At 45.8% G+C, this 26,460-nt stretch carries 23 protein-coding genes; 7 read left to right on the forward strand and 16 right to left on the reverse strand.

Going from position 1 to position 26,460, the window contains the following annotated elements; all coding sequences use genetic code 11:
• Nucleotides 1-19: 19 nt before the first annotated feature.
• Genes AC0L6N_RS01240 through AC0L6N_RS01250 form a run of 3 tightly spaced genes read right to left on the reverse strand, consistent with a single transcriptional unit; the run spans nt 20 to nt 3,059 of the window.
• The gene (locus tag AC0L6N_RS01240; RefSeq protein WP_473478103.1) at nt 20-724 is read right to left on the reverse strand and encodes a histidine phosphatase family protein; all 705 of its coding nucleotides are present in this window, start codon (nt 722-724) and stop codon (nt 20-22) included.
• Nucleotides 725-1,837 (reverse strand): phosphotransferase family protein, encoded by a 1,113-nt coding sequence (locus tag AC0L6N_RS01245; protein WP_473478105.1) that lies wholly within the window; start codon nt 1,835-1,837, stop codon nt 725-727. It lies immediately after the preceding gene.
• A gap of 1 nt (nt 1,838) precedes the next feature.
• Nucleotides 1,839-3,059, reverse strand: a complete 1,221-nt coding sequence (locus AC0L6N_RS01250; RefSeq protein ID WP_011573527.1) for an acyl-CoA dehydrogenase family protein — start codon at nt 3,057-3,059, stop codon at nt 1,839-1,841.
• A gap of 128 nt (nt 3,060-3,187) precedes the next feature.
• On the opposite strand from AC0L6N_RS01250, the gene AC0L6N_RS01255 reads away from it, so the two are divergent.
• Nucleotides 3,188-4,096, forward strand: coding sequence for a LysR family transcriptional regulator (locus AC0L6N_RS01255; protein ID WP_473478107.1), 909 nt, complete (start codon nt 3,188-3,190; stop codon nt 4,094-4,096).
• A gap of 58 nt (nt 4,097-4,154) precedes the next feature.
• On the opposite strand, the gene AC0L6N_RS01260 is transcribed toward AC0L6N_RS01255, so the two are convergent.
• On the reverse strand, nt 4,155-5,363 hold the full coding sequence (locus AC0L6N_RS01260; protein ID WP_473478109.1) for an ammonium transporter: 1,209 nt from the start codon (nt 5,361-5,363) through the stop codon (nt 4,155-4,157).
• Between the two features lie 399 nt (nt 5,364-5,762).
• Here AC0L6N_RS01260 and AC0L6N_RS01265 point away from each other — a divergent pair, with 399 nt between their 5' ends.
• Both AC0L6N_RS01265 and AC0L6N_RS01270 read left to right on the forward strand, forming a co-directional pair.
• On the forward strand, nt 5,763-8,399 hold the full coding sequence (locus AC0L6N_RS01265; protein WP_473478110.1) for a S8 family serine peptidase: 2,637 nt from the start codon (nt 5,763-5,765) through the stop codon (nt 8,397-8,399).
• Between the two features lie 476 nt (nt 8,400-8,875).
• Nucleotides 8,876-9,535: a hypothetical protein gene (locus AC0L6N_RS01270; RefSeq protein WP_473478112.1), complete on the forward strand. Its 660-nt coding sequence runs from the start codon at nt 8,876-8,878 to the stop codon at nt 9,533-9,535.
• A 48-nt stretch (nt 9,536-9,583) separates the two neighbouring features.
• On the opposite strand, the gene AC0L6N_RS01275 is transcribed toward AC0L6N_RS01270, so the two are convergent.
• From AC0L6N_RS01275 to AC0L6N_RS01295, 5 genes are all read right to left on the reverse strand, one after another.
• The gene (locus AC0L6N_RS01275) at nt 9,584-10,300 is read right to left on the reverse strand and encodes a hypothetical protein (protein WP_011573532.1); all 717 of its coding nucleotides are present in this window, start codon (nt 10,298-10,300) and stop codon (nt 9,584-9,586) included.
• The gene (locus AC0L6N_RS01280) at nt 10,297-11,055 is read right to left on the reverse strand and encodes a high-affinity iron transporter (RefSeq protein WP_473478115.1); all 759 of its coding nucleotides are present in this window, start codon (nt 11,053-11,055) and stop codon (nt 10,297-10,299) included. The genes AC0L6N_RS01275 and AC0L6N_RS01280 overlap by 4 nt, the downstream gene beginning before the upstream one ends.
• On the reverse strand, nt 11,045-11,398 hold the full coding sequence (locus tag AC0L6N_RS01285) for a cupredoxin domain-containing protein (protein ID WP_473478118.1): 354 nt from the start codon (nt 11,396-11,398) through the stop codon (nt 11,045-11,047). Before AC0L6N_RS01285 ends, AC0L6N_RS01280 begins: the two co-directional genes overlap by 11 nt.
• Nucleotides 11,385-12,626 carry an ATP-binding protein gene (locus AC0L6N_RS01290; RefSeq protein WP_473478119.1) on the reverse strand — a complete coding sequence of 414 codons (1,242 nt, stop codon included), beginning with the start codon at nt 12,624-12,626 and terminating at the stop codon, nt 11,385-11,387. The genes AC0L6N_RS01285 and AC0L6N_RS01290 overlap by 14 nt, the downstream gene beginning before the upstream one ends.
• A gap of 98 nt (nt 12,627-12,724) precedes the next feature.
• Nucleotides 12,725-13,393, reverse strand: coding sequence for a response regulator (locus AC0L6N_RS01295; RefSeq protein WP_011573536.1), 669 nt, complete (start codon nt 13,391-13,393; stop codon nt 12,725-12,727).
• A 198-nt stretch (nt 13,394-13,591) separates the two neighbouring features.
• Between AC0L6N_RS01295 and mgtE the strand changes: the two genes are divergently transcribed.
• A complete protein-coding gene (gene mgtE, locus AC0L6N_RS01300) occupies nt 13,592-14,950 on the forward strand; it encodes a magnesium transporter (protein WP_473478122.1) in 1,359 nt (452 codons plus the stop codon).
• Nucleotides 14,951-14,953: 3 nt separating this feature from the next.
• Nucleotides 14,954-15,820 carry a DMT family transporter gene (locus AC0L6N_RS01305; protein WP_473478125.1) on the forward strand — a complete coding sequence of 289 codons (867 nt, stop codon included), beginning with the start codon at nt 14,954-14,956 and terminating at the stop codon, nt 15,818-15,820.
• A 134-nt stretch (nt 15,821-15,954) separates the two neighbouring features.
• Here the strand turns inward: AC0L6N_RS01305 and galK are convergent, their stop codons facing one another.
• The 7 genes from galK to AC0L6N_RS01340 form a co-directional block, all read right to left on the reverse strand.
• Nucleotides 15,955-17,124: a galactokinase gene (galK, locus tag AC0L6N_RS01310; protein WP_473478128.1), complete on the reverse strand. Its 1,170-nt coding sequence runs from the start codon at nt 17,122-17,124 to the stop codon at nt 15,955-15,957.
• Nucleotides 17,125-17,128: 4 nt separating this feature from the next.
• A complete protein-coding gene (locus AC0L6N_RS01315) occupies nt 17,129-18,178 on the reverse strand; it encodes a UDP-glucose--hexose-1-phosphate uridylyltransferase (protein WP_473478131.1) in 1,050 nt (349 codons plus the stop codon).
• Between the two features lie 197 nt (nt 18,179-18,375).
• Nucleotides 18,376-19,848: a succinylglutamate-semialdehyde dehydrogenase gene (astD, locus tag AC0L6N_RS01320; protein ID WP_473478134.1), complete on the reverse strand. Its 1,473-nt coding sequence runs from the start codon at nt 19,846-19,848 to the stop codon at nt 18,376-18,378.
• Nucleotides 19,849-19,851: 3 nt separating this feature from the next.
• Nucleotides 19,852-20,886: an arginine N-succinyltransferase gene (gene astA / locus AC0L6N_RS01325; RefSeq protein ID WP_473478137.1), complete on the reverse strand. Its 1,035-nt coding sequence runs from the start codon at nt 20,884-20,886 to the stop codon at nt 19,852-19,854.
• 21 nt (nt 20,887-20,907) lie between these two features.
• Nucleotides 20,908-22,113 carry an aspartate aminotransferase family protein gene (locus tag AC0L6N_RS01330; RefSeq protein WP_473478140.1) on the reverse strand — a complete coding sequence of 402 codons (1,206 nt, stop codon included), beginning with the start codon at nt 22,111-22,113 and terminating at the stop codon, nt 20,908-20,910.
• A 268-nt stretch (nt 22,114-22,381) separates the two neighbouring features.
• On the reverse strand, nt 22,382-23,536 hold the full coding sequence (locus AC0L6N_RS01335; protein ID WP_473478143.1) for an HDOD domain-containing protein: 1,155 nt from the start codon (nt 23,534-23,536) through the stop codon (nt 22,382-22,384).
• A gap of 79 nt (nt 23,537-23,615) precedes the next feature.
• Nucleotides 23,616-24,290 carry an anthranilate synthase component II gene (locus tag AC0L6N_RS01340; RefSeq protein WP_473478146.1) on the reverse strand — a complete coding sequence of 225 codons (675 nt, stop codon included), beginning with the start codon at nt 24,288-24,290 and terminating at the stop codon, nt 23,616-23,618.
• 447 nt (nt 24,291-24,737) lie between these two features.
• On the opposite strand from AC0L6N_RS01340, the gene AC0L6N_RS01345 reads away from it, so the two are divergent.
• A complete protein-coding gene (locus AC0L6N_RS01345) occupies nt 24,738-25,487 on the forward strand; it encodes an electron transfer flavoprotein subunit beta/FixA family protein (RefSeq protein ID WP_473478148.1) in 750 nt (249 codons plus the stop codon).
• Nucleotides 25,488-25,512: 25 nt separating this feature from the next.
• The gene (locus AC0L6N_RS01350; protein ID WP_473478151.1) at nt 25,513-26,442 is read left to right on the forward strand and encodes an electron transfer flavoprotein subunit alpha/FixB family protein; all 930 of its coding nucleotides are present in this window, start codon (nt 25,513-25,515) and stop codon (nt 26,440-26,442) included.
• The last annotated feature ends 18 nt before the right edge of the window (nt 26,443-26,460 follow it).

Consider the following 26,460-nt stretch of genomic DNA (forward strand, 5'->3'; position numbering starts at 1 on the left):
TAGTAATCGCTATTAATCGTTATTTGTACGTGATGAGATGGCGGTTGTGGCCCTCAAACGCGGAATGATCATTTAAACTTGATAATACCAGCCCATGCTTGCTGACAATGATTTTAGTGACCCCCGCATTGACCAATGTCCAGTTCAAGTCCATCAAATTATTTGCAGGCACCTTGAGGAGCATTTGGCTCAAAAGTGCAATGGGGCCGCCTGAGCTGAATACGGCAATGTGTTTCGAATCTTGGGCTTGTGCAACTGTACTTTGCAAGGCTTGCTGAATACGTTTCTGATAAGCGGGCCATGACTCAGTATATTGCTCGGCAAAATCATTACTTATCCATCTGGAAAACGCGTTATTAACGAGGCTTTGCAATGCGTGGTTAGGCTTTTCCTGTTGAGACAGATAGCGCTTTACACCATTTGGCGTAGCAAAGTCTGGATCCAGTTGCGCCAAGATATCTTGGTGATCATATTCGTTCCAGTCTGAATTAACTGTCATATTCGCGACAATTGGCGCCGGCGCGTGCATGGCGTGCAAACAGGCTTCAGCCGTTTGTTGATGGCGCAACATGTCGCCACGAAAGACGTTATCGAAAGAGATACCTTTTCGGGCTAAATCCGCCCCCAAATGGGTCGCTTGTTGATGACCAACGTCAGATAAACAATCGTAGTCATCTTTGCCAAATGAGGCTTGCCCATGACGGATCAAATAAATACTGGCCATCTAACGTTTTCCCTTTATCGCTTTGCGGCATTGCCACATCAAATAATGTACAAAAATCCAAATGTTTTTAAAGGCTAGATTATAGGTTTGTTTGTGATGGTAACGATAATAAATTTGCTGGGCGATGGCGGCCAATCTAAACAATCCGTACACCTCATAAAATGCGAAGTTATCAGCCTTCAAACCGGTTTTATCTAAATAGTACTCGATGACTTCTTGGCGAGAATACATACCGGGCAGGTGAGTAGGTTGACGGCGGGTTGATTTGGCGAGTTTGTCATCATCTGCTTGTACCCAATAGGCTAAACTGTTGCCCAAATCCATCAGAGGGTCACCCAGGGTGGCGAGTTCCCAATCGAGTACACCAATAATACGTGTGGGCTCTTGTGCGTCGAGTACTAAGTTGTCGAAGCGAAAGTCATTATGGGTCAGGCATATATGCTCGTCATTAGGGATGTTTGCCTTTAGCCAATCACAGATATAGTTCGCTTTAGGCACGTTCCACGTGCGCGCTTTTTGGTAACGGCCAATCCAGCCATCAATTTGGCGTTGGGTATAACCTTCGCCCTTCGCAATATAGCTTAGCTCTGCCGCCTTATAATCAACCTGATGCAATTCAATTAGGCTGTCTAAGGCATTTTCGCATAACTTTCGCGTGTCGCTAGCGGATAAGTGTAAATTTTTAGGCATGTTTTTGCGCGGAATGATGCCGTTAAGCTTTTCCATTACATAAAATTCAGCCCCTATGATGGATTCATCTGCACAGTGGGCGAGCATTTCTGGCACATATTGGTACACCGGTTTTAAGGCGGCTTGCAGTTTGTGTTCGCGGCCCATATCGTGAGCACCTTTAGCTTTGGTGCCGGCAGGGCCACGGCGCAAGATAACTTCTGTGTCCACGCCTGCTGGATTGCTATAGGCCAAGCAGTATGTCCAGTTCGATGCACCACCTGCATACTGAGTCACCTTTGGCACGCCATTTAGCCCTACAATTTGCTTGGCAATCCAAGGGGAGAGGGACTCAAGATTGAGCTCCTCGCCTTGGCGCACTGTGCCAGCTTGATCATTTTGAGGCTGGGCATTAGCGACGTTGGTGCTTGTTATATCGCTCATACTAGGTGTATTTCTTCAGTTCTAAGCGAGTTACCATGCCCATATGCACTTCATCAGGACCATCGGCTAAACGCAGTGCTCGGGCGCCTGCTGCAAAACGAGCCAGTGGGAAATCACTGCTCATGCCTGCACCGCCGTGCAGTTGTACTGACATATCAACCACGTCCTGCAACATTTTAGGCACAGCCACTTTAATTGCAGAAATCTCAGTCATGGCATTTTTAACGCCGACTTCGTCGATTTTCCATGCGGCATGCAGTGTCATTAAGCGCGCTTGATGAATAGCGATACGGGCTTGAGCGATACGTTCGCCGTTACCACCAAGTTTAAGTAGAGGCTTACCAAATGCACTGCGGCTCATACTGCGTTTCATAGCAAGTTCTAACGCTTTTTCAGCCGCGCCGATGGAACGCATACAATGGTGAATACGGCCCGGTCCTAAGCGGCCCTGTGCGATTGCAAAACCTTGACCTAACCCCACCAGTAAGTTTTCTTTTGGTACGCGTACGTTGGTAAAGTGCATTTCACCGTGACCTGAAGGCGCATCAAAATCACCATAGGCACTGAGCATGCGTTTAATTTCAATACCTGGGGTATCAAGCGGCACAATCACCATACTGTGTTGGCTGTGCTTGTTATTCTCTGGGTTTGATAACGCCATAAAAATAGTCACTTTGGCATTCGGGTGGCCTAAACCTGTTGACCACCACTTTTTACCGTTTAGTACCAATTCATCGCCATCCACTTCTACTGTGGCTTGCATGTTCGTGGCATCTGATGAAGCAACATCTGGCTCAGTCATACCAAACACTGAGCGAATTTCGCCTGCCAGTAATGGCTTAAGCCATTGGTCTTTTTGCTGCTCGTTGCCAAAATGGTAAAGCACTTCCATATTGCCGGTATCAGGGGCATTACAGTTAAATATTTCAGAGGCGAATAACACGCGGCCCATTTCTTCAGCTAACGGTGCGTATTCTAAGGTAGTCAGGCCTTGGCCTAACTCATCGTCTGGTAAAAAAAGATTCCACAAACCGGCTTGTTGCGCTTTCTTTTTAAGTGGTTCGATAAAAGGATGCATCTGCCACTTCGTCCAGTCGCCTGTGGGGTTTAATTCTTCCGTTTCACGATAAATCTGCTCTTCTACTGGGTAAACATGTTGATCCATAAATGCTTTTACGCGGGCAATATAATCTTGAGTTTTTTCACTATGAGCAAAATCCATGATTTATCCTTACTGTTCGTTAATGGCTTACATTGTATGGAGGGAGCATAACGGTATTTTTAAATTGAATGAAATGAAAAATAGTACAGGTATACTATGAATATTATTCATTATGTATTGGTGCGATTATGGCTGACATTCACGCTCTTAAAAAGCTCGATTTGAACTTGTTAAAAGTTTTTGAAAGTTTGTATGTAGAACAGAATATGACCCGTACCGCAGAAGCTTTGCACATTACGCCCTCTGCGGTAAGCCACTCCATTAAGCGTTTACGCGAATGTCTAGGAGACCCGCTATTTCAGCGTAGTAACAATCGTATGCTGCCCACGCCAGCCTGCCAACGAATGGCCCCGCTGATCATTGATAACCTGACCCGATTACGCCAAATAATGCAGCACTGGGGAGAGTTTCAGCCGTTAACCAGTGAGCACCATTTTAGAATTGGTATGCATTACGCGTTAGAGCCTAGCATCTTGCCTGCACTGACTGAGCGACTCGCTTTGCTGGCACCAAAAGTGACGTTTTCTAGCGTCAGGGTCGATCGCATTACCTTAACGCGGGATCTGGGCGCTGGCCATATCGATTTAGCATTAGACGTTGCTTTGCCGATTAAGTCCCCTGTATTGCACCAAAAACTGATAGACGATGAATTTTGTGTCTTAGTGCGTAAAGACCATCCTTTGGCAGATCGCTTAACCAAGGACGCTTACTTTAATGCCGGACACATAGGGGTATCGAATCGTTCAAGTGGCGCATCAGTTGAAGATTTACTCTTTCAACAACAAGGCTTGTCACGCAAAGTCGTGATCCGCTGTCAGAATTATTATTCTGCGAAGGGCATGGTCGCCTGCTCTAATCATTTACTGACGGTACCGCGCAGAATTGCTGAGCATCTTAAGCAGGATGATGTGCAACTGGTCAGTTTGCCCGTCAACATAGCTGATATTTCCACGCACCTTTACTGGCATAAAAACACTGAGCAGGATTCTGCTCTCTCATGGCTAAGAGCATTATTTGACGGAATTTTTATAAATTAGGTGGGGTAAATAAGCCGCCGCTATTGCAGCGGCGGGTAGGTTAAATTCAATAAAGTAGTTAGTCGTCGTTGGTTGAGCCAATACGGTGAATGGTTAAATCGGCGCCGTTGTACTCTTCTTCTTCTGTTAAACGCAGCCCTGTGATGACGTTAATTACGCCGTAAACAATCACCCCGCCTATGAGGGCGACAAGAATCCCCCCTATGGTGCCGATCGCTTGAGCCGCTATACTAACGCCGCCTAATCCGCCTAGACTTTCGCTGCCAAAAATCCCAGCTGCGATACCGCCCCATGCACCACACAGACCGTGTAATGGCCAAACACCCAGCACATCATCTAATTTCTTACTTTTTTGAATAAAGGTAAACAAGGTGACAAATAGCCATCCTGCTACTACACCAATGGCTAGTGCACCAATCGGATGCACAATATCCGAGCCCGCGCAGATAGCCACTAGGCCAGCAAGGGGGCCATTGTGAACAAAACCAGGATCATTTTTGCCAAATAACCAAGCGGCAATAATACCACCGGCCATGGCCATAAGAGAGTTCATGGCCACTAAGCCGCTGATGCCATCAAGGGTTTGTGCTGACATAACGTTAAAGCCAAACCAACCAATACATAAAATCCATGTTCCGAGGGCTAGAAAAGGAATGTTAGACGGGGCAAAAGCGATAAGCTTTTTGTCTTTAACACGTCCATTACGCAAACCTAAGAAGAATACCGCCACCAAGGCTAACCAACCGCCGATCCCATGCACAACCACTGAGCCTGCAAAGTCATGGAATTGGGCGCCGGTTGTTTGCTCTATCCAATCTTGCACGCCGTAATTGCCGTTCCACACTATGCCTTCAAAGAAGGGATACACTAAGGCAACGATGACCGCAGATGCCAGTAAGAATGGGTTAAACTTGGCACGCTCAGCAATACCGCCTGAAATAATGGCCGGAATGGCAGCGGCAAACGTCATCAAGAAGAAAAACTTAACGAGGTCGTAACCGTTGTTGGTGGTTAGCTCGCTCGCGCTGCTGTAAAAAGTGGTGTCGTAAGCGACCCAATAACCAATGAAAAAATAAGCAACACAAGACACACCAAAATCCGTGATGATCTTAACTAATGCATTGACCTGATTTTTATGACGTACGGTACCCACTTCTAAAAAAGCAAAGCCCGCGTGCATGGCAAAAACCATGATGGCGCCTATGAGTAAAAAGTAAGTATTAGAACTTTGCACCAATAACTCAGTGGCGCTTGTGACATCTTGCATGTGATATATCTCTGTGTGTCGAATAAATGTTACAGCGAGGTAAATTGCGAGCTCTACCTAGTGTTTGCAACGGCTATTTTTTATGTGTTTGTGGTTGCCAAGCTTAGCCTTTATATCCATTTAGGCCTTGCTGTGGCAGAATCATACCTTGCGTAACCTAAAGTTTGCATTCGCTATATAGAATTAAAGTACATAGCTCATGAAAATTTAACATTGTGTTTAAAACTAAAGGCTAGTTGTTATTCAAAGCGACTATGTATTACTTGGTTACATACGAAATTATGTTTCGAACCGCCTTGAAAGGAGGGTATTCGATAGCCTGAATTTCGATACCTTACTTCCGGAACTTAACAACATTTATAGAGTAAGATAAGTGTTTACTGCTTTGCGAGAGAAATCATGAAAAATGATCTTTTAGACCGATTCACAGGCTACTTTGTGGGTTGTTTGTGTGTGTTTTTTGCTGCAAACAGCGCGGCAATCGAGCTGACAGAAGTTGAGGCCCAGCCTAATGTTCTAAACGCTAAGCAACATGAATTGCTTGTTACCCAGCTACAAAAAGAGGACACGATTCGGGTAATAGTCGAACTTAATCTAGAGACCAACAACACAGCATTGGCGCTACAATCAGATTCACAACAGCCTATCACAGAACAGTCCACCACAGAAAAGTCCGCTGAGGCGCAAGAGCAGGCGAGTGAGCAATTTACCTTGCAAGCGATTGCCAGCGCACAAGCGAGCTTGCAAGCGACGCTTAGTCAGTCAGGGGCGGTACTCAAACATAGTTTTACTCACATGCCTTTGGTTGTGTATGACATAGATACCAAAGCCCTGAGCGCATTAGAGAAATCATCCCAAGTTAAAAGTATTCAAATAGATCAAATTCGTCAGCCTTCGTTGGCACAAAGCACCGCTATAATCGGCACTGAAAACGCTTATGAAATAGGGGCAACTGGAGCGGGGAAGACGGTGGCTGTGCTAGATTCAGGTGTTGAATCTGATCACCCTTTTTTAAGCGCTAAAGTCGTGTCAGAAGCATGCTTTTCTACTCATCGCAGTTCGGGCTTTTCTGATTCAATTTGCCCAAGCGGTAATAATGACGAAATTGCCCAAGGCGCAGCACAGGCTTGTGATTTCAATGGTTGTTATCACGGGACTCACGTGGCTGGTATTGTTGCAGGCAGCAGCGAAAACCTGCATGGGGTGGCAAAAGACGCTGACATTATTGCTATTCAGGTGTTCTCGAAAATCTTAGACAACGATTATTGTAGCGGTAGCCCGCCTTGTTTAGGCGCTTATGACTCCGACGTTATTCAAGGACTAGAGCGCGTTTACGCCCTGCGCAATACTTATTCGATCCCTGCCGTGAACATTAGCCTTGGCGCTGGTGGATATTTATCGCAAAGTGCATGTGACTCAGCCAATCGCAGTTATGCTAGCGCGGTCAGTAAGTTGAACGATGCAGGGATCGCTGTTGTAATCGCCTCAGGTAATAACGGCTACAGCAATAAAATCAGTGCGCCAGGTTGTGTGAGTAATGCCGTTAGCGTCGGTGCCACCACTGACGGTGATGGTATGGCTTGGTTTACCAATAAAGCTGACTTTCTTACTCTACTTGCACCAGGTACCAGTATTCAATCATCTGTTCCAGGGGGCAAATATTCTTCTGCTCAAGGGACCTCGATGGCAGCTCCCCATGTCGCGGGTGCCTTTGCAGCGCTGGCCTCTTTAGAAAATACACCAGATAAAACGCAAATTTTAAGTGCTTTATTGAACACAGCAAAAGCAGTCGACTCCGGTTCACTGACGTTTGGGCGTATCGCTATTGGGGCGGCGGCCGAAAACTTAATGCCAAAGCCTGAAATAGACCAGCAGCTCAGCATTCGAATCAGTGTGGATAACTCAGAAGAGCTATATTTTAATGGTGTGTTGTTAGGTGGGTCCAGCGATTGGAAAGCCAGTAAATTATATAACGTCAATGTGACTCAGGTGGATAACGTTTTAGCGGTCAAAGCAATGGACGTTGATGGCTTGGCCGCATTAATAGCCCAGTTAGATCTTGATGGACAACCATTTTACAGCGATGAAAATTGGAAAGTGTCTACCGAATTTGTTGAAGGATGGCAGCAAACTGATTTCGATGACAGTCAGTGGCAAGCGGCCAGTACCTATGGCTATTACGGTGTATGGCCATGGTATAAAAAAGTAAAATGGTGGCCAAGCAGCAGCCAAGCACAGTGGCTCTGGTCAGATGCGCGTTATGACGACAACACTGTGTACTTTCGCTATCACATCGCAGCAAGCGAAGAACCCGCGCCTGAGCCAGTCGTTATCAACACCCAAGCGTTAGTTGAAGGTCAGGTGGGGGAAACCTATTCCGTGACATTAAGCGCCAGCGGTGGCAGCGAATCATTCTTATGGTCTGTGGTTAGTGGGGACTTACCCAGCGGGTTGTCGCTAGACGCGCAAAGTGGTGAGTTAGCAGGTACACCTGATGCGCCAGGCGAGTTTGTATTCACGGTTGAGGCAACTGATACTATCGGAGAACAAGCTCAGCTAGAACTAAGTTTGTCTATTGCTGGAGCGCCTATGACCTCTGAAATGGCGACGATTACTATTTCGGTCGATAATTTCGAGGATACCTATTTTAACGGTGTGTTCTTAGGCTCGTCTACCAACTGGATGTACGCTAAAAGTTATACCGTAGAACTCGTTTCTGGTCGCAATGTACTGGCTGTTAAAGCGCAAGATGTTGACGGCATTGCAGCGCTTATTGCCAAAATAGAGACTGAGCAAGGGGTTATCGTTAGTGACAGTGATTGGAAAATCTCTACTCAAACGTTTGATGATTGGAATACTCAGGCTTTTGATGACAGCAGTTGGGGCAATGCCAGAGCGTATGGCTCGTATGGGGCGAACCCTTGGCGCTCACGAGTAAGCCGGTTGAATGGCTCCGCTGGTGCCAAGTGGATTTGGTCAGCAGATAATGACCTAGATAATTTGGTGTATTTCAGACTGGTCATTGAGCGCCCGTAAATTAGCGCGCTTATGGGCTGCATTAACGGACTATATTAACAAGCTATTTTAAACAAGCTACATTAGTAAAGCGTATAAAGCCGAACTGAGTGAAAACGAGTTCGGCTTTTTCTTTGCACAGGTGTAACAGCTCAGGTGTAACAGCTCAGGTTTGACTTGTTCACGCGTTCGAATCTTTACACCTTGCATCGTCGCACTTCCATAGATTTACACATTGCCTTCTTGTTATCGTTCCCACCTTCATTACTTCATTTTCATCCCTTCATCCCTTCATCCCTTCATCCCTTCAGACTTTTTGGCTTACTCACTGCCTCAGTCAGAAAAATGACACATGCAATTAAACGAGACTATTTTCCCGTCAATGAAAATTTAACTGTATGAATATAAAGGAAATTATAGCGTTGGCATAATCTCTGCTGAGTTGCGGTATCTGATTCATTGTTAACTGCGCCGCTAGGCTAGCACTAGGTTCTTTCATGATAGGTTCTACCCATATACAACTTGCCCAAAATAGCCAACAACGCGTTGCGCACACCCCTAAGCCAAAAATCGGCTCAGCTCCTATATTGCAGCAATTGCTACCTCAATTATGCATAACAGATGTTCCCGTGCGATACCAAGCCATCACGGGTCTTGATTACTATATGCGTGAAGAGACTGAGCGCCTACTAGAGCGAATCGAAACTCACTGTGAGATGTTGCAAGATACAGGAATGACGCACGCTCCAGTGATAACGAATGAAGACTCAGTGAAAACGAATAAAGGTTCAGTGATAACGAAGAAAGGTTCAGTGATAACAAATACCAATACCGAGCATCAGCTTCAGTTTACTCTTAAGTTTGTGGGTAATAAATGTCAACTTGACGGGCAATACCCAAACGATTTGCAGAACAAGCTTAACCAAGATGCATGGCTACTTGATGCATTTAGCTGGCTAATGCCAAACTATTTGGCATTAGTGCATTCATTAGAGTTGGTTAAATTTTCGTATGCTTATCAACGCAATCGTTCAAAAGCGGCGAACGCGTACGCGCACTTTAATGACGAAAACAACGGCTTGCACATAGAAGTGAAAGTCGATGCTGGCAAAGCTCAGTGGCACGTTTTATCTTCGCTGCATACGTTTCATCTGTAAGCGGCTGCAGCCCAAAAATGTCTGAGGCTGCTGCTTATATAAGAAATACTAAAATTCAAATTCTAGTGAAGCGCGCAAGGTGTGGTCTTTGCTATCGCCATTCAAACCTGCGATAAAACCTAATTCCCATTTAATCTGCTTTTGCGCTTCGAAACGATGGATCCCCATAAATGAGGGGCCAAGTCCAACAAAATCCTCGGCAGTGTATAACTCAATCGCAGGCTGAATTTCAGGGATAAATCGATAGCGATACTGCAGCCTAAACTCTGAATGAAACGAGTTGTCTACTATATTGCCAAACTTATACACCATCAGGTAGTTACTGGTAACGCTTGAGCGGCCGAACTCCTTTTCTACCAATATACCTGTAGTAAATTCCCAGCTGTCTTCTTGATGTGCTTTTTCTATCTCGAATAAAGCCCCCCAGTCAGCGAAGTACTTACCTTGTTCGGTCAGCATCCATCTGGCTTCTAATTCGTATGCGACCAATCCGAAATCGTCTGTTTCGTCACGATCACCTACAAGGTAGGCTTGCAGCGTAAGGCGGTTGTCAATCGAATGACCGAATGACACACGCTGCACCAACGCGTTGCCCTCATCGTTTTGCCGAGACATGATTCGCCACTCAAATTCTTGCTCTAAGGGCAGCACATAAGGGTGATAAATCTTATCTACTACGTTGTTTGATTGGCGCTCTTGAGCTGCGGCTATGCTTGAAATCAGCGTAGTGACAACGAAAATGAGTAAAGACAGACGGGAGATCATGTTTGGTTCTCCAAATTTGAAACCTTATGGCGCTTAAAAGTGAGTCGAATCGCCCGGATCGCAAAGGGAAGCAATAGCGCAAAACACAAGGTGGATAAGTAGTAGCTGCTCGGTGCCGCCTCGTAACCGATTAGCACTTTCAATAAATGCCCATATTCGCTTTCATCAGAAATAAATGCGCTCATATTCCATAGTGGGCCTGGGTCAGTCAACCAATCAATTTGCTGTAATAGCAACACCACGTTGGCCACTTGTCCGGCAATAAATAACGAAAATGTGAATTGCACTAAGTACCGTCTTTTTACACTGCCTAAGATGACGTCTAATAAGATAGCCACACTGATGCAAATCCCTAGGCCTAGTGTTGTGCCAAGTACGATAGGTACTAATGCGTCTTTTTGAAGCCAAAACCCCACCACATAGATAGAAAACTCAGCACTTCTTGGCACAACAAATACCGCTACTACGGCACCTGCGAGCCAAAATACGCTGTTGCGATTATTAATGATTAACCAGGCTGACATTAAATAGGCACAGATAAGCGTCAAACTCTTTAGCAATTCATAGCCCGCTCCAAAAGACCATTGACTGATGATTTGTTGATTCAACACCACTACAGCAGCCAATAAAATACCTGTTGCGAAACCGAGAGATAATTGTTTCCAAGGTGTTCCCACATAAACCCGCAACAAGCTTAATAAAACAAAAATGGGCAAGGCATCTCGTAGAAAAAGGATGACAGTATTAATGAGCATTTGCATACGCCTCTGGCGATATCACTATGACCTTGCCCACCGCGCTTGCAGGATGGAATTCCCCGAAAAATTGGTATTCCCCTTCTTCTAAAGGACCTATGTAAACATTGGCCTTGGCATTACCAAAAACGACTTTTTCACGGTTCAGCTCGAAGCTGTCTATTTCTTCTGGAGTGGGATCGTGATTAATAAACACTAACTTTACCTTTTGACCGGAAGGGACAAGCACCTCGGATGGATAAAATAAATGATCCCGAATGGTGATGGTCATCTCAGGCAGGGCAAAAACAAAAGCTGAATGGATGAACAGTATGATGGTTAAGCAATATTTATACTTTTGCACTGCTTACCTCTTCTCTTCGCGTTTTAGGCAGATGAACTTGCACCGACAAGCCACCTAACTCTGAACGCTGCAAATGCACAAAGCCATGATGCAAATCAACGATCTGTTTTACTATCGCTAAGCCTAACCCAATACCCGGCGCTTTTTGCGTCATATGTTTGCTAGAACGATAAAAGCGCTCCAGCACTTTTGTATATTCATCATCGTTAAGCCCACTGCCGGAATCGTCAACTTGTATCAGAACATCATGTTCATCTTGTTGCACGATGACCTGAATTACCCCTTTAACGGGGGCATACTTATGGGCATTACCAATCAGGTTTTGCATCAGTGTCAGCAGGGCAAACTCGCTACTTAATATAATTTGGGTACTACCAATCAACTCAATGGTTTGATGTTTGTTGTCAATGCTGGTGTACATTTCTGAAATAACACTTTGTGCAATATGATAAGCATCTACCTGTGTACTGTTCGCTTCAAAATACTCAGGGTTGGTTCGACTTAGTAAGAGTATTTGGTTGATCGCATGGATCATGCGATCCGTATCTTGGTGGAGTTTGTCTATACGTTGAACATAGCTGTCGCTGGTGGCTTCTTTGCGCAAATTATGTAAATTAATTTTCAGCACACTTAAAGGTGTACGCAGCTCGTGAGCGGCATTAGACGCAAACTGCTGCTCTCGCTCAAAGGCTGCTTGCAGTCGGCTTAACAATGAATTGAGTGTATTGACCATGGGTACCAATTCAATTGCTGGCTCTTGCAAAACCAAAGGTGAAAAATTTCGAGGAGAGCGGCGCTGTAGTGCATCTGATAGGCTGCGCAATGGCCTAAGCCCTCTATTTACAGCGAAATAGATAATGATCGCCAGCAACGGGATCGCCATGATAATAGGCGCCATCGCGGAAATGATCATTTTGTCAGCCAGTTCAAAGCGGTTCTGCAACGGCTGAGCTACCATGACCCAGGTGTGCTTATCATCGAATGTGTGTGAATAGACACGCCAGCGCTTGCCTGAAAAATTCTTATCGCTAAAGCCTGACTTAAACCTGCCAATGTTATGTTGTGGGGTATTTGTTGACCGTTTAATCAGGTGCTTTTCTTGCCACAATTGCACGGCAATTTGCTCACCTGCATCAAATGTTTCATTGCGCTGTATTGCGAATACACGCGTAAAGCTCTTGGCTAACGCCATTAACTCGGCATCAAATAGCTCAGAGGATTTATGCATGCTCGAACGATATCCTTGCAATGCGGCGCTGAAGCTAATTAATATCAATAAGGCGATGAGTAAGAGCGTGAGTTGGCGGCGAATGGAGCGCATGAAGATTAGGCGCTCACGCGGTTTGTCACGCTGTAACCTACGCCGCGAATGGTTTTAATGAAATCCTTAGGCAGCTTTTTACGCAAATTGTGTATGTGAACTTCTATTGCATTGCTCGATAGCTCATCACCCCACTCATACAGTTTTGTTTCAAGCTGGCTCTTAGATTGAATACGTCCGGCATTTTCCATTAAAGCCTTAAGTAGCATGAATTCTCGGCGTGAGAGCTCTTTCTCATTGTTGTCAGCGGTGACTTGATGCGTCGCCAAATCAAGCACGACATTGCCTATGTTAATGAGCGAACTTGTAGCGGTCCCTAATCGTCGTTCCATGACTCGCAAACGTGCTAGTAGCTCCTGCATATCAAACGGTTTAGCAAGGTAATCATCGGCACCAGAATCTAGGCCTGTGATTTTATCTGTCATGCTGTCTCTGGCTGTGAGAATGAGCGTAGGTACGCTGTGTTTGTTGCGATGGGCTTGGCGTAGCACTTCAAGGCCATCCATGTCTGGTAAGCCTAAGTCTAGGATCATTATGGTGAACTCCCCTGTAGCCAACGCTGATAACGCTTGAGCTGCTGTGCAGGCACCATTGACAGCGTAGCCTTCGCTGCGAAGAGATTGACTTAGGGCATCGCTCAAAGAGCGATCATCTTCCACCAGTAAAATTCGCATTGTCATCACCCTTTAATCAAAGTCTCAGCATAACGCCGTTAGCTTAAGCCAACATTAAGCGTCAAAGCGCTGTTTTGAGTTAAGCGCTATTAAATCACAAAAAAGGACAATTTTAATACTGCTATCACAACGAGCATCCTTTAGAATATAGGCCACAAATCAAGATGTTAAGCCCACGTTTTCTAGGTAAATAATTTTATGCCTGATTCTCAAGAAGCAAAAAAACTTAGCAATCAAATCGAAGAGATTAACGAGGCCTTAAACGATGGCATGATAGTGCAAGTGCGCGAAGTACTGAGCACTATGCCGCCCTGTGATGTGGCGCTGCTGCTCGAGTCTAGCCGTAGTCGCACACGCTCAGAAATCTGGCAGTTAATCGAACCCGATCAATACAGTGACGTACTAGAGGATCTCTCCGAGGACGTACGAAACGGTATTATTCGCCAAATGGTGCCTGAAATTCTGGCTGATGCGCTAGAAGAGATGGACACAGATGATTTGGTGGAAACCCTATCTGGCCTGCCTGAAGCAGTGTCGCAAGATGCACTTAGCTCCATGGACGAGCAAGACAGACAACGGGCCGAACAGGCACTTTCCTACGGTGAAGACACAGCCGGTTTCATTATGAACACCGACACGATCACGTTGCGCCCTGAAGTCACCGTTGATGTGATTTTGCGATATTTACGTCTCAAAGGAAATATCCCCAAAGGCACAGATACCTTCTATGTAGTTGACCGCAACGACCAGCTTATTGGCAGTGTGCCAGTGACCGAACTACTGACTGCACGTCCTGCGGTCAAAGTTGAAAAGTTAATGACCCAAGACTCGGTGGCTGTGCCTGTGGATATGCACGAAAATGAGGTGGCCAGCCTGTTCGAGCGTTACGATTGGCTGTCAGCACCGGTTATTGATAAAGAAAACCGCCTAGTGGGGCGTATTACGATAGATGACGTAGTAGACATCATTCGTGAAGGCGCTGAACACTCCATGATGAGCATGGCAGGTCTTGATGATGAAGAAGATACCTTTGCACCCGTCATAAAAAGTACCAAGAAACGGTCTGTATGGTTGGGTGTGAATTTAGTCACGGCATTGATGGCGGCCGCAGTGAGCGATTTATTTGAAGCCACGCTAAGCCAATTGGCGGTATTAGCCATTTTAAATACCATAGTGCCCAGTATGGGCGGGGCAGCGGGTAACCAAACATTAACCTTGGTTATACGGGGCATGGCTTTGGGTCACGTGAGTGACAGTAACGCCCGCTGGTTGATTGGCAAAGAGCTGGCAATTGGATTTTTCAATGGCGTGATTTGGGCGATGCTTATTGCTTCCGTTATTGCGTTATGGAAGCAAGATGTGATGCTAGGTGGAGTCATCGCATTCGCTATGATGGTGAATATGATCGCGGCGGGGTTAGCGGGTGCCATGTTGCCGGTAATGATGAAGAAAATGAATATCGACCCTGCGCTTGCAGGTAGTGTGATCTTAACGACCATTACCGATGTGGTAGGAATTTTTGCCTTTTTAGGCACAGCGACTTGGTTACTTTTATAATTTATGTCTGTGTTATCCCTTGTTTCCTTAACGTTTATCACGCTTATCGCCTTCGCGGCCAATTCTGTGTTCTGCCGACTTGCGTTAGACGAGCAAAACATGGATCCCATGAGTTTCACAGGGTTGCGCATTGCATCTGCGGCCTTAGTACTTGGCTTGATCATGTTGTTGAAATCACCTAGTAGTTTCCGCAGCTTAACGGCGTTAAATGCCTATGGTAGTTGGCGACAAGCAGGATATCTTTTCGCTTACGCTGCTGGGTTTTCTTATGCTTACGTGACGCTACCAACCGCGACTGGCGCCTTGATATTATTTGCTGCGGTGCAATTTACCATGTTGTTTGTGTCCAGATTATCGGGCAACCGCATGAATGCTATCGCCAGCGCAGGCGTAGTCATTTCATTGCTAGGGTTTGTGTATTTCGTTATGCCAGCGTTATCGTCACCGAGCTTGGTAGGGGCACTTGTCATGGCATTGGCTGGTATAGCATGGGGTCTGTATAGCTTAGCGGGGGCGAAATCGACCCATGCATTAGAGTCTACCGGGGCAAACTTTATGCGCTGTTTGCCATTTGGACTGATATTAATGGCGATCTTTATGCCAACAGCACGTTTAACGTTTGAAGGGGTGAGTTATGCGTTGGCATCGGGAGCACTTGCCTCAGGCATTGGTTATGCGATTTGGTATCAAGTATTGCCCAAATTAGATAGCAGTGTGGCGGCGGTGTGTCAGCTGTCAGTACCCATTATTGCGGCTTTTGGTGGAGTGTTGTTAGTCGCAGAGCCCATTACCTCACATTTATTGTTGTCATCGATGGCTATTTTAGGCGGCATGTTACTGGTGATACTGGGTAAAAAGAAACGCGTATAGTGCCCATCCATTTATCATATATGTTGGCTGTGTGGTAACCGAGGCACAGAGCTCAGACATTAACGAAAGGCACAAAAAAAGGTAGCGAGTGATACAAGATAACCGCTACCTTTTTCGTTTTAAGTGTAAGTGCGTTAAAAGCGTACTTCACCGGCACCGTCACTGGCGCAGCATACGTAAAACGTTTCTTTATAACCCGTTTCAGCTTCATAACGCTCAGCAATTAACTGCTGGGCACCAGCGACCATTTCTCTTGGCATAAGAGCGACGATACAGCCACCGAAACCGCCACCGGTCATACGAACACCACCATGTTCGCCTAGGTACTCTGCGAGAGTTGCTACGATAAAATCAATAGGCTTAACCGTGATTTCAAAATCATCACGCATAGATGCGTGTGATTCAGCCATCAAACGAGACAAGGTTTTTGCATCACCAGCACGCAAAGCATCTGCTGCTTGTAGTGTACGTTCGCTGTCAGATACCACATGGTGAGCCCGGCGATACACTACCTCTGGTAGCTTGTCTTTTTGCGCTTGCAAGTCCACTAGGCTGATGTCACGAAGTGCTTTGATACCCAAAATCCTGGCGGCTTCTTCGCACTGTTCGCGGCGGGTATTGTATTCGCTGTCAACTAAGCCGCGTTTTACATTCGAGTTGATAATAACCACATCAAGCTCTTTCGGCATGGAGATAAGTTGTGTTTCCAGCGAGCGGCAATCTAGCAATAGCGCGTTGTTTTGGGCACCGCATGCACTGACCATTTGATCCATAATGCCGCAATTACAACCGACAAATTGGTTTTCAGCTTCTTGACCATTAAGGGCAACATCAGCCGAGGTCAGGGGTAAATCAAATAACTGGCGAAATGTTTCACCGATGGCCACTTCAAGGGACGCAGAAGAGCTAAGGCCCGCACCTTGTGGCACATTGCCCGTCACTACCATATCAACGCCTTTACATTGTAAGCCGCGCATCTGCAGGTGTTTGATCACGCCACGGATGTAATTGCTCCATAGCTGAGTAGGGTGGGGCTCTATGTTAGAGCTGAGTGAAAATTCATCGCGTTCGTTGTCATAATCTGCAGCGACAACACGCACTAGGTCATCTTCTCTAGGCGTTACAGCCACTAGCGTTTGGTAGTTGATAGCACAAGGTAATACAAAACCGTCGTTGTAGTCCGTGTGCTCACCAATCAAATTCACACGCCCTGGGGCTTGAAAGTGACGAGCGGGCGGTGTTTGAAACACCTCAAGATATATGGCGTTGAGGTCGTCGATGGCTTGTTGAGAAATAATTTTCATCCCATTAGGCTCCGTTTGATTCGTTGTAATGAACATCACTCAAGGCTTGTAGCTTTTGTGCCGCTTGCTCTGGGGTAAGGTCGCGTTGTGGCTCTGCCATCATTTCATAGCCCACCATAAACTTACGTACTGTTGCTGAGCGTAATAGCGGCGGGTAAAAATGTGCATGCAACTGCCAATGCTCAGTGACATCAGTGTTATGTGGCGCGCCGTGCCAACCCATTGAGTAAGGGAAAGAGCACTGAAATAAATTGTCGTAGCGGCTGGTGAGTTTTTTAAGGGCTACGGCTAAGTCTGCCTGTTGTGCGTCGTTCATTTCGTCGAAACGGGCACAACTGAATTTAGGCATTAGAAGTGTTTCGAAAGGCCAAGCAGCCCAATAAGGTACTACAGCAATCCAATGATCGGTTTCAACCACTGTACGCTCGCCACTGGCTGATTCTTTTTGCGCATAGTCGAGCAATAGCGAGCTGTTGTGCTTGTCGAAATAGGCACGTTGGTTAACATCAGCTTTACGTACCTCATTCGGTATAAAGTCATTCGCCCATACTTGACCATGGGGATGAGGGTTAGAACAACCCATGGCCGCGCCTTTGTTCTCAAACACTTGAACCCATGCGTAATCCTTGGATAACTCAGCCACCTGGTCACGCCACGTCTGAACGACTTTCTCAAGGGCAGGTAACGGAAGTTCGGGTAGCGACTTATTGTGCGCCGGTGAAAAACAAATAACACGACTGGTGCCGCGAGCGGCTTCTACCGTAAATAAATCGTCATTTTCTTGCTCTGACGCGGGCGTGTCTTTCATCAATGCCGCAAAGTCATTAGTGAAAACGAAGGTGTCTTTATATTCAGGATTCACTTCGCCATTGATGCGCGTATTACCGGCGCATAGATAACAATTTGGATCGTGTGCCGCACTATCATTTTGTTGCGGTTTTTCCACTTGACCTTGCCAAGGGCGTTTAGCCCTATGAGGGGACACAAGTACCCAGTCATTGGTCAATGGATTACGACGGCGATGAGAGTGATCTACAGGATCGAATTTAGACATTTAGACACACCATGTTAATATTTGGTTAATTAGTACTATTATATTATTAATTGATTTTAAGGTCTAATCCGTGTTCTGTCATCCCCTAAATCCAAAATTTGTACTCAAGAGATACAAAAAAGCCTGCATAGCAGGCTTAATAAAATCATTATGTGGGGTAATCATCCCGCAGCATTGTCAAATGTAGTGTTGCTTGACTAAAAGTTCAGACCAGGATTTAGGCTACCGGGTAAGGTGACTTTTTCTAATTCAACAGATGCAACAGGGTATGCACAGTAGTCAGCGGCGTAATAGGCGCTGGCTCTATGGTTACCACTTTCACCGACTCCGCCAAATGGTGCAGCACCGCTAGCACCAGTAATAGGACGGTTCCAATTGACGATACCCGCGCGAATACGTTGGTAAAAGTGCTGATACAAATCTTCGCTGTCAGACAACAAACCAGCAGATAAGCCAAACTTGGTATTGTTACCCAGTGAAATGGCTCGGTCAAAATCATCGAAGCGAACCACTTTTAACAACGGGCCAAAGTGTTCGTCATCAGGCATCTGTTCAACCATAGCCGTCACGTCAATAATACCTGGGCTTACAAAGCCAGATTCAGGATCTAAGTGAGTCAGTTCTACCAGCGAGGTTGCGCCTAAATCAAGTAACTGTTGTTGCGCCATCACCATAGCGTGGGCGGCATTTTTAGAAATCATTGCGCCCATAAAAGGTTGTTCGTCAGCGTCGTAATCACCGATTTTGATGTTTTTAGTCACCTCGATTAGGCGGGCAAGAATGGCATCACCTTGAGCATTGTTTTCTAAAAACAGTTTACGAGCACAGGTGCAGCGTTGCCCAGAGGTGACAAACGCAGACTGAATAATGTCGTGCACGGTGGCGTCAATATCGCTTACGTCTTTGACGATTAGGGGGTTATTACCGCCCATTTCTAACGCTAAAATTTTGCCAGGGTGTCCAGCGTATTGCTCATGCAATATTTTACCAGTACGAGAGCTGCCGGTGAAAAATAGGCCGTCAAGGTCAGGGTGCGCCGCAAGGGCTTTACCTGTTTCTACTTCACCCTGCACTAAGTTAAGCACGCCTTTAGGTAAACCTGCTTTTTCCCATAACTGAACGGTTCTTTCAGCCACTAATGGGGTTAAGTCGCTAGGCTTGAATACGATACAGTTTCCCGCTAACAAAGCAGGTACAATATGACCGTTAGGTAAGTGACCAGGGAAGTTGTAAGGGCCAAAGACAGCTACGACGCCGTGGGGCTTGTGGCGAATGAACGCTTTACCTACAGGCATTGGGTTTTCAACTAGACCAGTACGTTCTTGGTAGGCGCGTTCTGAAATGCCAATTTTACCCATCATGGCGCCGACTTCCGTGGCGGTTTCCCACAGTGGCTTGCCAGTTTCTTGGGCGATTGTTAAGGCCAGCATATCTTTGTTTTCAGCCAATAGTTCACCAAACCGTTTTACATAAGCGAGTCGCTGTTCAAACGTGCATGCAGCCCAAGCTACGGTTGCTTCTCGAGCGCTGCTAACCGCTTGATTCACTTGCTCTGATGAGGCCGATTTAGCCAGCCAAATTTGACGCTTTTTGGCCGGATCGATTGATTCGATATCATGGCCTTGTCCTGCATGCCATTGGCCTGCAATAAAATGGGTTTGTTGTGTCATACATTACACCTTAAATGTTGTCGGAGCGAAGCGGATAAACTCGCCATCTTGAATACCAAGATGATCTGCTGCGGCCTGAGAGATTATGGCCTGCTCGTTTGCTTCATCAATATTGAGAGACGTGGCAATGGCGCGAAATTCTGCGATTTTCGTGTTGATCACAAAATATTCGGTCTCTGTTACTGACGCTGTCTCATCAATTCTAACCGCCATTTTGCGACTTGCCTGGGCAGTACGAATATGGGTTAGGTTTGCTTCTACTGTGGGGCCAGCGTCAAAAATATCAACGTAACCTCGACAGCTAAAGCCTTCGCTTTCTAGTAGCCTAAGTGCGGGTTTTGTTTTGTCATGCACTTTGCCGATAACCGCTTGAGCTTCTTTACTGAGCAAGCTCACGTAAATAGGATACTTAGGCATTAATTCTGCAATAAACTGTTTCTGACCTATGCCAGTAAGGTAATCCGCGGTAGGGAAATCCATTGAGAAAAAGTGTTCTTCTAACCACTGCCAAAACGGTGACTTGCCATCTTCATCACTGATCCCGCGCATTTCCGCGATAACGGTTTCGGCGAAGCGCTCTTTATGTTCCATCATAAACAAAAAGCGCACTTTAGACAGGAACCGGCCGCAGTTACCTTTGCGCGCTGATTCACGTAAAAACAAGGTGCATATTTCCGACACACCAGTGTAATCGTTGCACAGGGTCAATATTTCAGCTGTGTTGTAGATGTCTAGCTCACGGGATGCATGTACCACTTTACTTAGGTGGTAGTGATAAAACGCATCGTCAAGGCCGACACTAGAGGCGATCCCGCTTGTACCGACTACCTGAGATGTGCTGGTGTCTTCCATTACGAACAAGTAACTCTCATTACCTGGCTGGCTGATGTGCGCTTGAAAAGCCGCTTCAGAATCCGTAATTTTGCTTTTTAACAAAGTTTCATTCACAGGCAAAGAGGTAAAGCCTATGCCTGATTCAACAGCAATGTCGTGTAGCACAGCGTAATCGCTGTGCTGTATCGGGCGAATGATGATCATGTTCGCATTCTCTGTGGTGGTTTAGGCGTTTACGACAGCGGCAACTGCGCGCTCGAAACGGGCTAAACCTTCCTGAATATCGGCATCGGTCAGGATCAATGACGGCGCGAAACGCACCACGTTAGCGCCGGCGACTAAACACATTAGCTTCTCTTTTGCACTGGCAACAAGGAAGTCTCGTGCGCGACCTTGGTATTTCTCGTTTAGGGCACAGCCTAGCAATAGGCCTTGTCCACGCACTTCATCGAAAACATGATACTTATCGTTAATAGCCTTTAGGCCTTCGCGGAACTGTTGTTCTTTTTGCTTCACACCGTTTAATACTTCAGGGGTATTGACAATATCCAGTACTTTTTCAGCTACGGCGCAGGCAAGAGGGTTACCGCCATACGTGCTACCGTGAGTACCCACTTTTAAATGGGCGGCAATAGCGGTAGTGGTAAGCATGGCCCCGATCGGAAAACCACCGCCTAGTGCTTTTGCTGAGGTGAGTATATCTGGCGTGACGCCTAAGCCCATATAAGCGTATAGCTCGCCGGTACGACCGACACCTGATTGCACTTCATCAAAGATAAGAAGTGCGTTGTGCTTGTCACATAAATCACGAACCCCTTGCACGAAAGCCTCTGTTGGGCTGATGATACCGCCTTCGCCTTGTAAGGGCTCCATCATTACGGCGCAGGTGCGCTCAGACATAACGGCTTCAAGAGCGCTTAAATCGTTATAATCAACGTGATCAATTGCACCAGGCTTAGGCCCGAAACCATCAGAATAGGCCGCTTGGCCGCCGACGGTCACAGTGAAGAATGTACGACCATGAAAACCTTGTTTGAAAGAGATGATTTGGTCTTTTTCAGGACCAAAGTTATCCAGCGCAAAGCGGCGTGCAAGTTTCAGAGCCGCTTCATTGGCTTCGGCGCCTGAATTAGCGAAGTAGACTTTTTCAGCGAACGTTGCGTCAGTTAGCTTTTTCGCTAGGCGTAAAACAGGCTCATTGGTCAACACGTTGCTTAAGTGCCAAAGCTTTTCACCTTGCTCTTTTAGTACGTTGACTAATTCTGGATGACAATGGCCTAAAACGTTTACTGCGATGCCACCAGCGAAATCGATATATTCGTTACCTTCTTGATCCCATACGCGCGCGCCCAAACCGCGCACCGGAATAATGTCGGCTGGGTTATAGTTAGGTACCATTACTTCGTTAAATAATTCGCGGGTCACTTGCATGTAGGTTGTCTCCAAATTTAATAGCCTAGGGCATAAAATAGACAACCATTATTTCAGATTAAACACAGCTTGTCTGCATAGGCAACCTAGCTAAACCCTTATTTTTAAAGGGATTGAGTGAACTTGCAGGAATAGTGAATAAGTATTTAATCTAGGGATTAGGTAAAAAACCAAGAAGTGTCTTCACTTCGCGCCAGTTAGCTCGCGATGTTAGTTGTTGGAGTGGATAAAACGGCTTGAATGAATATTTACACTTTTTTTCAACGATTTATTCAGCAACTTCCGCTTCTAAGCCAATTGAACGCATATCAGTGGTTTTTAATACCTCTAATGAGCCCACTGGGAACTTGTATTGTCGTAGGTAATCTTTTGCTTCTTCGATAGTCACTAATTCGTGAAACTTTAATATTCGATACTTCGCGTACGCATTGCCTTGCAATAACACAGTGGTTAAAGGCAACGGCTCTTCATCGTTTTGTGTACTGGCAAGTTGTTCAAAAGCACCATGCAAAAATAAACGCTGAAAGTGTAGGCCTTGCATAATGCTCGCCGTGGTCTGGGGGACATATTTGTCCAGCATAGATAACAGTATATCCGCAGAAGGCTCAACTTTCGTAAGTGCACCATGGCGTTGGTGTTTAAGTGTGTTCTGTGTTTCTTTTAATGCTTCAAGCTGTACTTGGTCAAAAATGCGAAAATACAGCTTAACGACCGCGATCGTTCCTAGACTTTGTAGCATTCCTGCGGTGAATGCTTGGTTTTCACTGACTTTATGAAAACGAGCAAGGCGCTTACTAGACATTGCGGTAGCGATGCATTGCTCCCAAATTCTGCGTTTGATCTGAGGGTAGGGGTCAGTAATTTGCGGAAGGCAACGGCGTAAGGTTAAGAGCGGCACGATCATTTTCAAGTTTTCCAGACCGAAAAAGCTTAATGCGACCCGAAGTGTGTCCGCTGTGAGAATTTTCCCCTTACTATCAGTACGTCGATATTTAGGTGAGCTAATCATCTTGAGTAAGTCTTTATACAACCAAGGTATTTGCGCGGCTAATACTTCAAGGCGCGACACCGTGCATGCCTTCACGGACAATAAGTCTAAAATTTGCGGAATCACTGCATCGATGTTCAATACTTTGGCAATAAGGGTCTCTTGATCAGCCAAAGCTTCTGATAAACGAAGTTCAATATCTTTATGTAATTTTGCCGATACTCGCCCTAAATAATCCTCAGCAATTTCCTCATTAGCTTTTTTGTCATCTCTTGCCTGCTTTTCAACCGCGAGCAATTCCCGGGTAGGAACTATCTTTTTTGACGAGGGCTTCGCGTTCTCATCGGCGCGTTGCTGCTTTGCGACTTTAAGATCGATAAACAGTTGCTTGAAACGAGTTTCAACGATGGGAGCTGATGTAGATGATGCAGTCATTTACTGTTCAACGGACCTTAGTTTAAGTGTATGGATATTGTGTTAAGTGTGGATTGTGCCTCACTTTTACGCCAGTTTTCTAGGCTTTAGTTAGTTTATCTGCGGATTCGGTTAGAAAGTTAGCCAAAATTTGCAAACCACTGGTGCTTAACAATGACTCTGGGTGAAATTGCACACCATAAATAGCCAGTGTGCGATGTTCGATAGCCATGATTTCGTGCTGACCTGTAGATTCTTCTAGCTTTTTTCCGCGGCGCCCTTTTCCGCCGAGCCTTTTTCCGCAGTGCCCTTTTTCTTCATGCGCTGTTTCCTCGCACCATGCAGTCACTATAATCTCTTCTGGTAAAGACTCGTTGTCGACAAGCAATGAGTGGTAACGCGTGGCAATAAATGGAGTGTCAACGTCGTTAAACAAGGCGCTACCGTTATGAGTAATATAAGAGATTTTGCCGTGCTTTATATTGTTCGCGCGCACAATTTTTGCGCCAAATACCTGAGCGATAGCTTGATGACCCAAGCACACACCCAACATAGGGATCACGCCAGAAAATTGCTTGATGGCATCAAGCGTGATACCTGATTCATTTGGGGTACAAGGGCCAGGTGATAACACGAGATAGTCAGGTGCTAGTGCGGTTATGTCTTCACAGGTGAGCTCGTTGTTACGCACGACTTTAACGTCTTGTCCTAGCGTAACAAAGTACCGCGCAAGGTTGTGGGTAAAAGAGTCATAGTTATCAATGATCAACAACAAAAGAATTCAACGCTCATGTGGTGCAAGCCCTGTGATGACGGGTACACGTTTAAAATTTCGCGGATTGTAAAACATTTTATCGCGTTTTGCTGGCGCTTAATCATTTCTTACCCACTACGCGCCTGTAGTTTATTTTGTACGCTCCCCCCTTTAATTAAAGACCTTTAAAGTTAATGTTGTTATTCGAGCGTCTATGCCACCGGCATAAAATTATTAGCTACAACTATTGAATAACATGATAATTGTCAGTTGGGATTAACGGATGAACCAAGCTAGTAAGTCTATTTATTTGTCCCTTTATGCTAATTGTTAGACTTTTTTAGATCTTGTGAAATCCGCCTGTTCATACCAAAATTGAACCATAAGAAAACGCAAGATTATTCTAAATAGTGCTGGGATTACCTCGGCGGACATTTCTGAACTAGTCACAAACAAAGTGAGACGAATATGAAAATATTAGTAGCGGTAAAGCGAGTCATTGATTACAACGTCAAGGTGCGTGTTAAATCAGATAACACAGATGTAGATTTAACCAACGTCAAAATGGCCATGAACCCGTTTTGCGAAATTGCGGTTGAAGAGGCTGTTCGTCTTAAAGAAGCCGGTGTTGCCAGCGAAGTCGTTGTGGTGTCGATAGGAGCCAAAGCCTGCCAAGAGCAAATTCGTACTGCCCTTGCTCTAGGCGCTGATCGCGGTATTCAGATTGAACTAGATACATCAGCCGATGCGCTAAGCATCGCCAAATTATTAAAAGCAGTGGTTGATGAAGAGCAGCCAGGCCTAGTGATCCTAGGTAAGCAGTCTATTGATTCTGATAATAATCAAACCGGGCAAATGTTAGCTGCGCTACTTGACCAACCACAAGCGACTTTCGCCTCAGAAGTTAAAGTTGACGGTGATAAAGTTCAAGTCACACGTGAGATTGACGGCGGTTTACAAACTTTAGAGCTAGATATGCCTGCTATTATCACCACAGATCTACGTCTAAATGAACCTCGTTACGCTTCATTGCCAAATATAATGAAAGCCAAACGTAAGCCTTTGGAGGTGAAAACCCCAAGCGACTTAGGTGTTGAAGTGAGAAATAACATCACCCTAGAAAGCGTCAGTGCGCCAGCTCAGCGTCAAGCTGGGATCAAGGTTGAATCGGTGGCTGAATTGGTCGAAAAATTGAAAAACGAAGCTAAGGTACTTTAAGTAGTACGTAATAGGAGAAATAAATATGACAACTTTGGTCATTGCAGAACATGATAACCAAGAACTTAAGCCTGTTACCTTAAATACCTTAGCTGCCGCGCAGCAAATTGGTGGTGACATAGTACTGCTGGTTGCTGGTCATAACTGCCAAAGCGTAGTGGATGCAGCAACGGCAGTTTCAGGTGTTGGTAAAGTGCTTCACGCTGATGATGCTGCCTATGAGCATCAGTTGGCTGAAAATATCGCGAAATTAGTAACAAGCCTTGCTAGCGGCTACAGCCACGTACTTGCTCCTGCCACTACCAGCGGTAAAAACTACTTGCCACGTGTAGCAGCCTTGCTTGATGTGAATCAGATTTCTGATGTAACAGGCGTAGTCTCTGCGCAGACATTTTTGCGTCCTATCTATGCAGGTAACGCTATTGCAACGGTCACCTCAAATGACAGTATCAAGCTACTTACCATACGAGGCACTGGCTTTGACGCTGTAAGTGCACAGGGGGGTTCTGCCACTGTTGATGTTATCAGCGAGCAATTTGACCCCGGTCAGTCACGCTTTGTAAGTGAAGAGCTAGCGAAGTCTGACCGCCCAGAGCTAACCGCTGCCTCCATTGTTGTATCAGGTGGTCGTGGTATGGGTAACGGCGACAATTTCGAGATCCTATACAGCCTGGCCGACAAACTCGGTGCGGCGGTTGGAGCATCTCGTGCTGCGGTTGATGCTGGATTTGTACCGAATGACATGCAAGTTGGCCAAACGGGTAAAGTGGTCGCGCCTGACTTGTATATTGCTGTGGGGATTTCAGGTGCCATACAGCACTTAGCCGGTATGAAAGACTCTAAAGTGATTGTGGCCATCAACAAAGATGAAGATGCGCCTATTTTCCAAGTAGCAGATTATGGCTTGGTAGCCGATTTGTTCGATGTTATTCCTGAATTAACCAACCACGTATAAAAACGGAAGCGAGTTAAA

The sequence above is a fragment of the Paraglaciecola sp. G1-13 genome (genome assembly GCF_055809255.1).

Excerpts from the sequence above, each read along its gene's own strand:
- AC0L6N_RS01350 (WP_473478151.1), top strand. The coding sequence starts at position 25,513 with ATGACAACTTTGGTCATTGCAGAACATGATAACCAAGAACTTAAGCCT.
- AC0L6N_RS01315 (WP_473478131.1), bottom strand. The coding sequence starts at position 18,178 with ATGTCTAAATTCGATCCTGTAGATCACTCTCATCGCCGTCGTAATCCA.
- AC0L6N_RS01335 (WP_473478143.1), bottom strand. The coding sequence starts at position 23,536 with ATGACTGCATCATCTACATCAGCTCCCATCGTTGAAACTCGTTTCAAG.
- AC0L6N_RS01255 (WP_473478107.1), top strand. The coding sequence starts at position 3,188 with ATGGCTGACATTCACGCTCTTAAAAAGCTCGATTTGAACTTGTTAAAA.
- AC0L6N_RS01250 (WP_011573527.1), bottom strand. The coding sequence starts at position 3,059 with ATGGATTTTGCTCATAGTGAAAAAACTCAAGATTATATTGCCCGCGTA.
- AC0L6N_RS01275 (WP_011573532.1), bottom strand. The coding sequence starts at position 10,300 with ATGATCTCCCGTCTGTCTTTACTCATTTTCGTTGTCACTACGCTGATT.
- AC0L6N_RS01265 (WP_473478110.1), top strand. The coding sequence starts at position 5,763 with ATGAAAAATGATCTTTTAGACCGATTCACAGGCTACTTTGTGGGTTGT.
- astA (WP_473478137.1), bottom strand. The coding sequence starts at position 20,886 with ATGATCATCATTCGCCCGATACAGCACAGCGATTACGCTGTGCTACAC.
- AC0L6N_RS01240 (WP_473478103.1), bottom strand. The coding sequence starts at position 724 with ATGGCCAGTATTTATTTGATCCGTCATGGGCAAGCCTCATTTGGCAAA.
- AC0L6N_RS01295 (WP_011573536.1), bottom strand. The coding sequence starts at position 13,393 with ATGCGAATTTTACTGGTGGAAGATGATCGCTCTTTGAGCGATGCCCTA.
- AC0L6N_RS01305 (WP_473478125.1), top strand. The coding sequence starts at position 14,954 with ATGTCTGTGTTATCCCTTGTTTCCTTAACGTTTATCACGCTTATCGCC.
- AC0L6N_RS01330 (WP_473478140.1), bottom strand. The coding sequence starts at position 22,113 with ATGCAAGTGACCCGCGAATTATTTAACGAAGTAATGGTACCTAACTAT.
- AC0L6N_RS01345 (WP_473478148.1), top strand. The coding sequence starts at position 24,738 with ATGAAAATATTAGTAGCGGTAAAGCGAGTCATTGATTACAACGTCAAG.
- AC0L6N_RS01280 (WP_473478115.1), bottom strand. The coding sequence starts at position 11,055 with ATGCTCATTAATACTGTCATCCTTTTTCTACGAGATGCCTTGCCCATT.
- AC0L6N_RS01245 (WP_473478105.1), bottom strand. The coding sequence starts at position 1,837 with ATGAGCGATATAACAAGCACCAACGTCGCTAATGCCCAGCCTCAAAAT.
- AC0L6N_RS01290 (WP_473478119.1), bottom strand. The coding sequence starts at position 12,626 with ATGCATAAATCCTCTGAGCTATTTGATGCCGAGTTAATGGCGTTAGCC.
- galK (WP_473478128.1), bottom strand. The coding sequence starts at position 17,124 with ATGAAAATTATTTCTCAACAAGCCATCGACGACCTCAACGCCATATAT.
- astD (WP_473478134.1), bottom strand. The coding sequence starts at position 19,848 with ATGACACAACAAACCCATTTTATTGCAGGCCAATGGCATGCAGGACAA.
- mgtE (WP_473478122.1), top strand. The coding sequence starts at position 13,592 with ATGCCTGATTCTCAAGAAGCAAAAAAACTTAGCAATCAAATCGAAGAG.
- AC0L6N_RS01270 (WP_473478112.1), top strand. The coding sequence starts at position 8,876 with ATGATAGGTTCTACCCATATACAACTTGCCCAAAATAGCCAACAACGC.
- AC0L6N_RS01260 (WP_473478109.1), bottom strand. The coding sequence starts at position 5,363 with ATGCAAGATGTCACAAGCGCCACTGAGTTATTGGTGCAAAGTTCTAAT.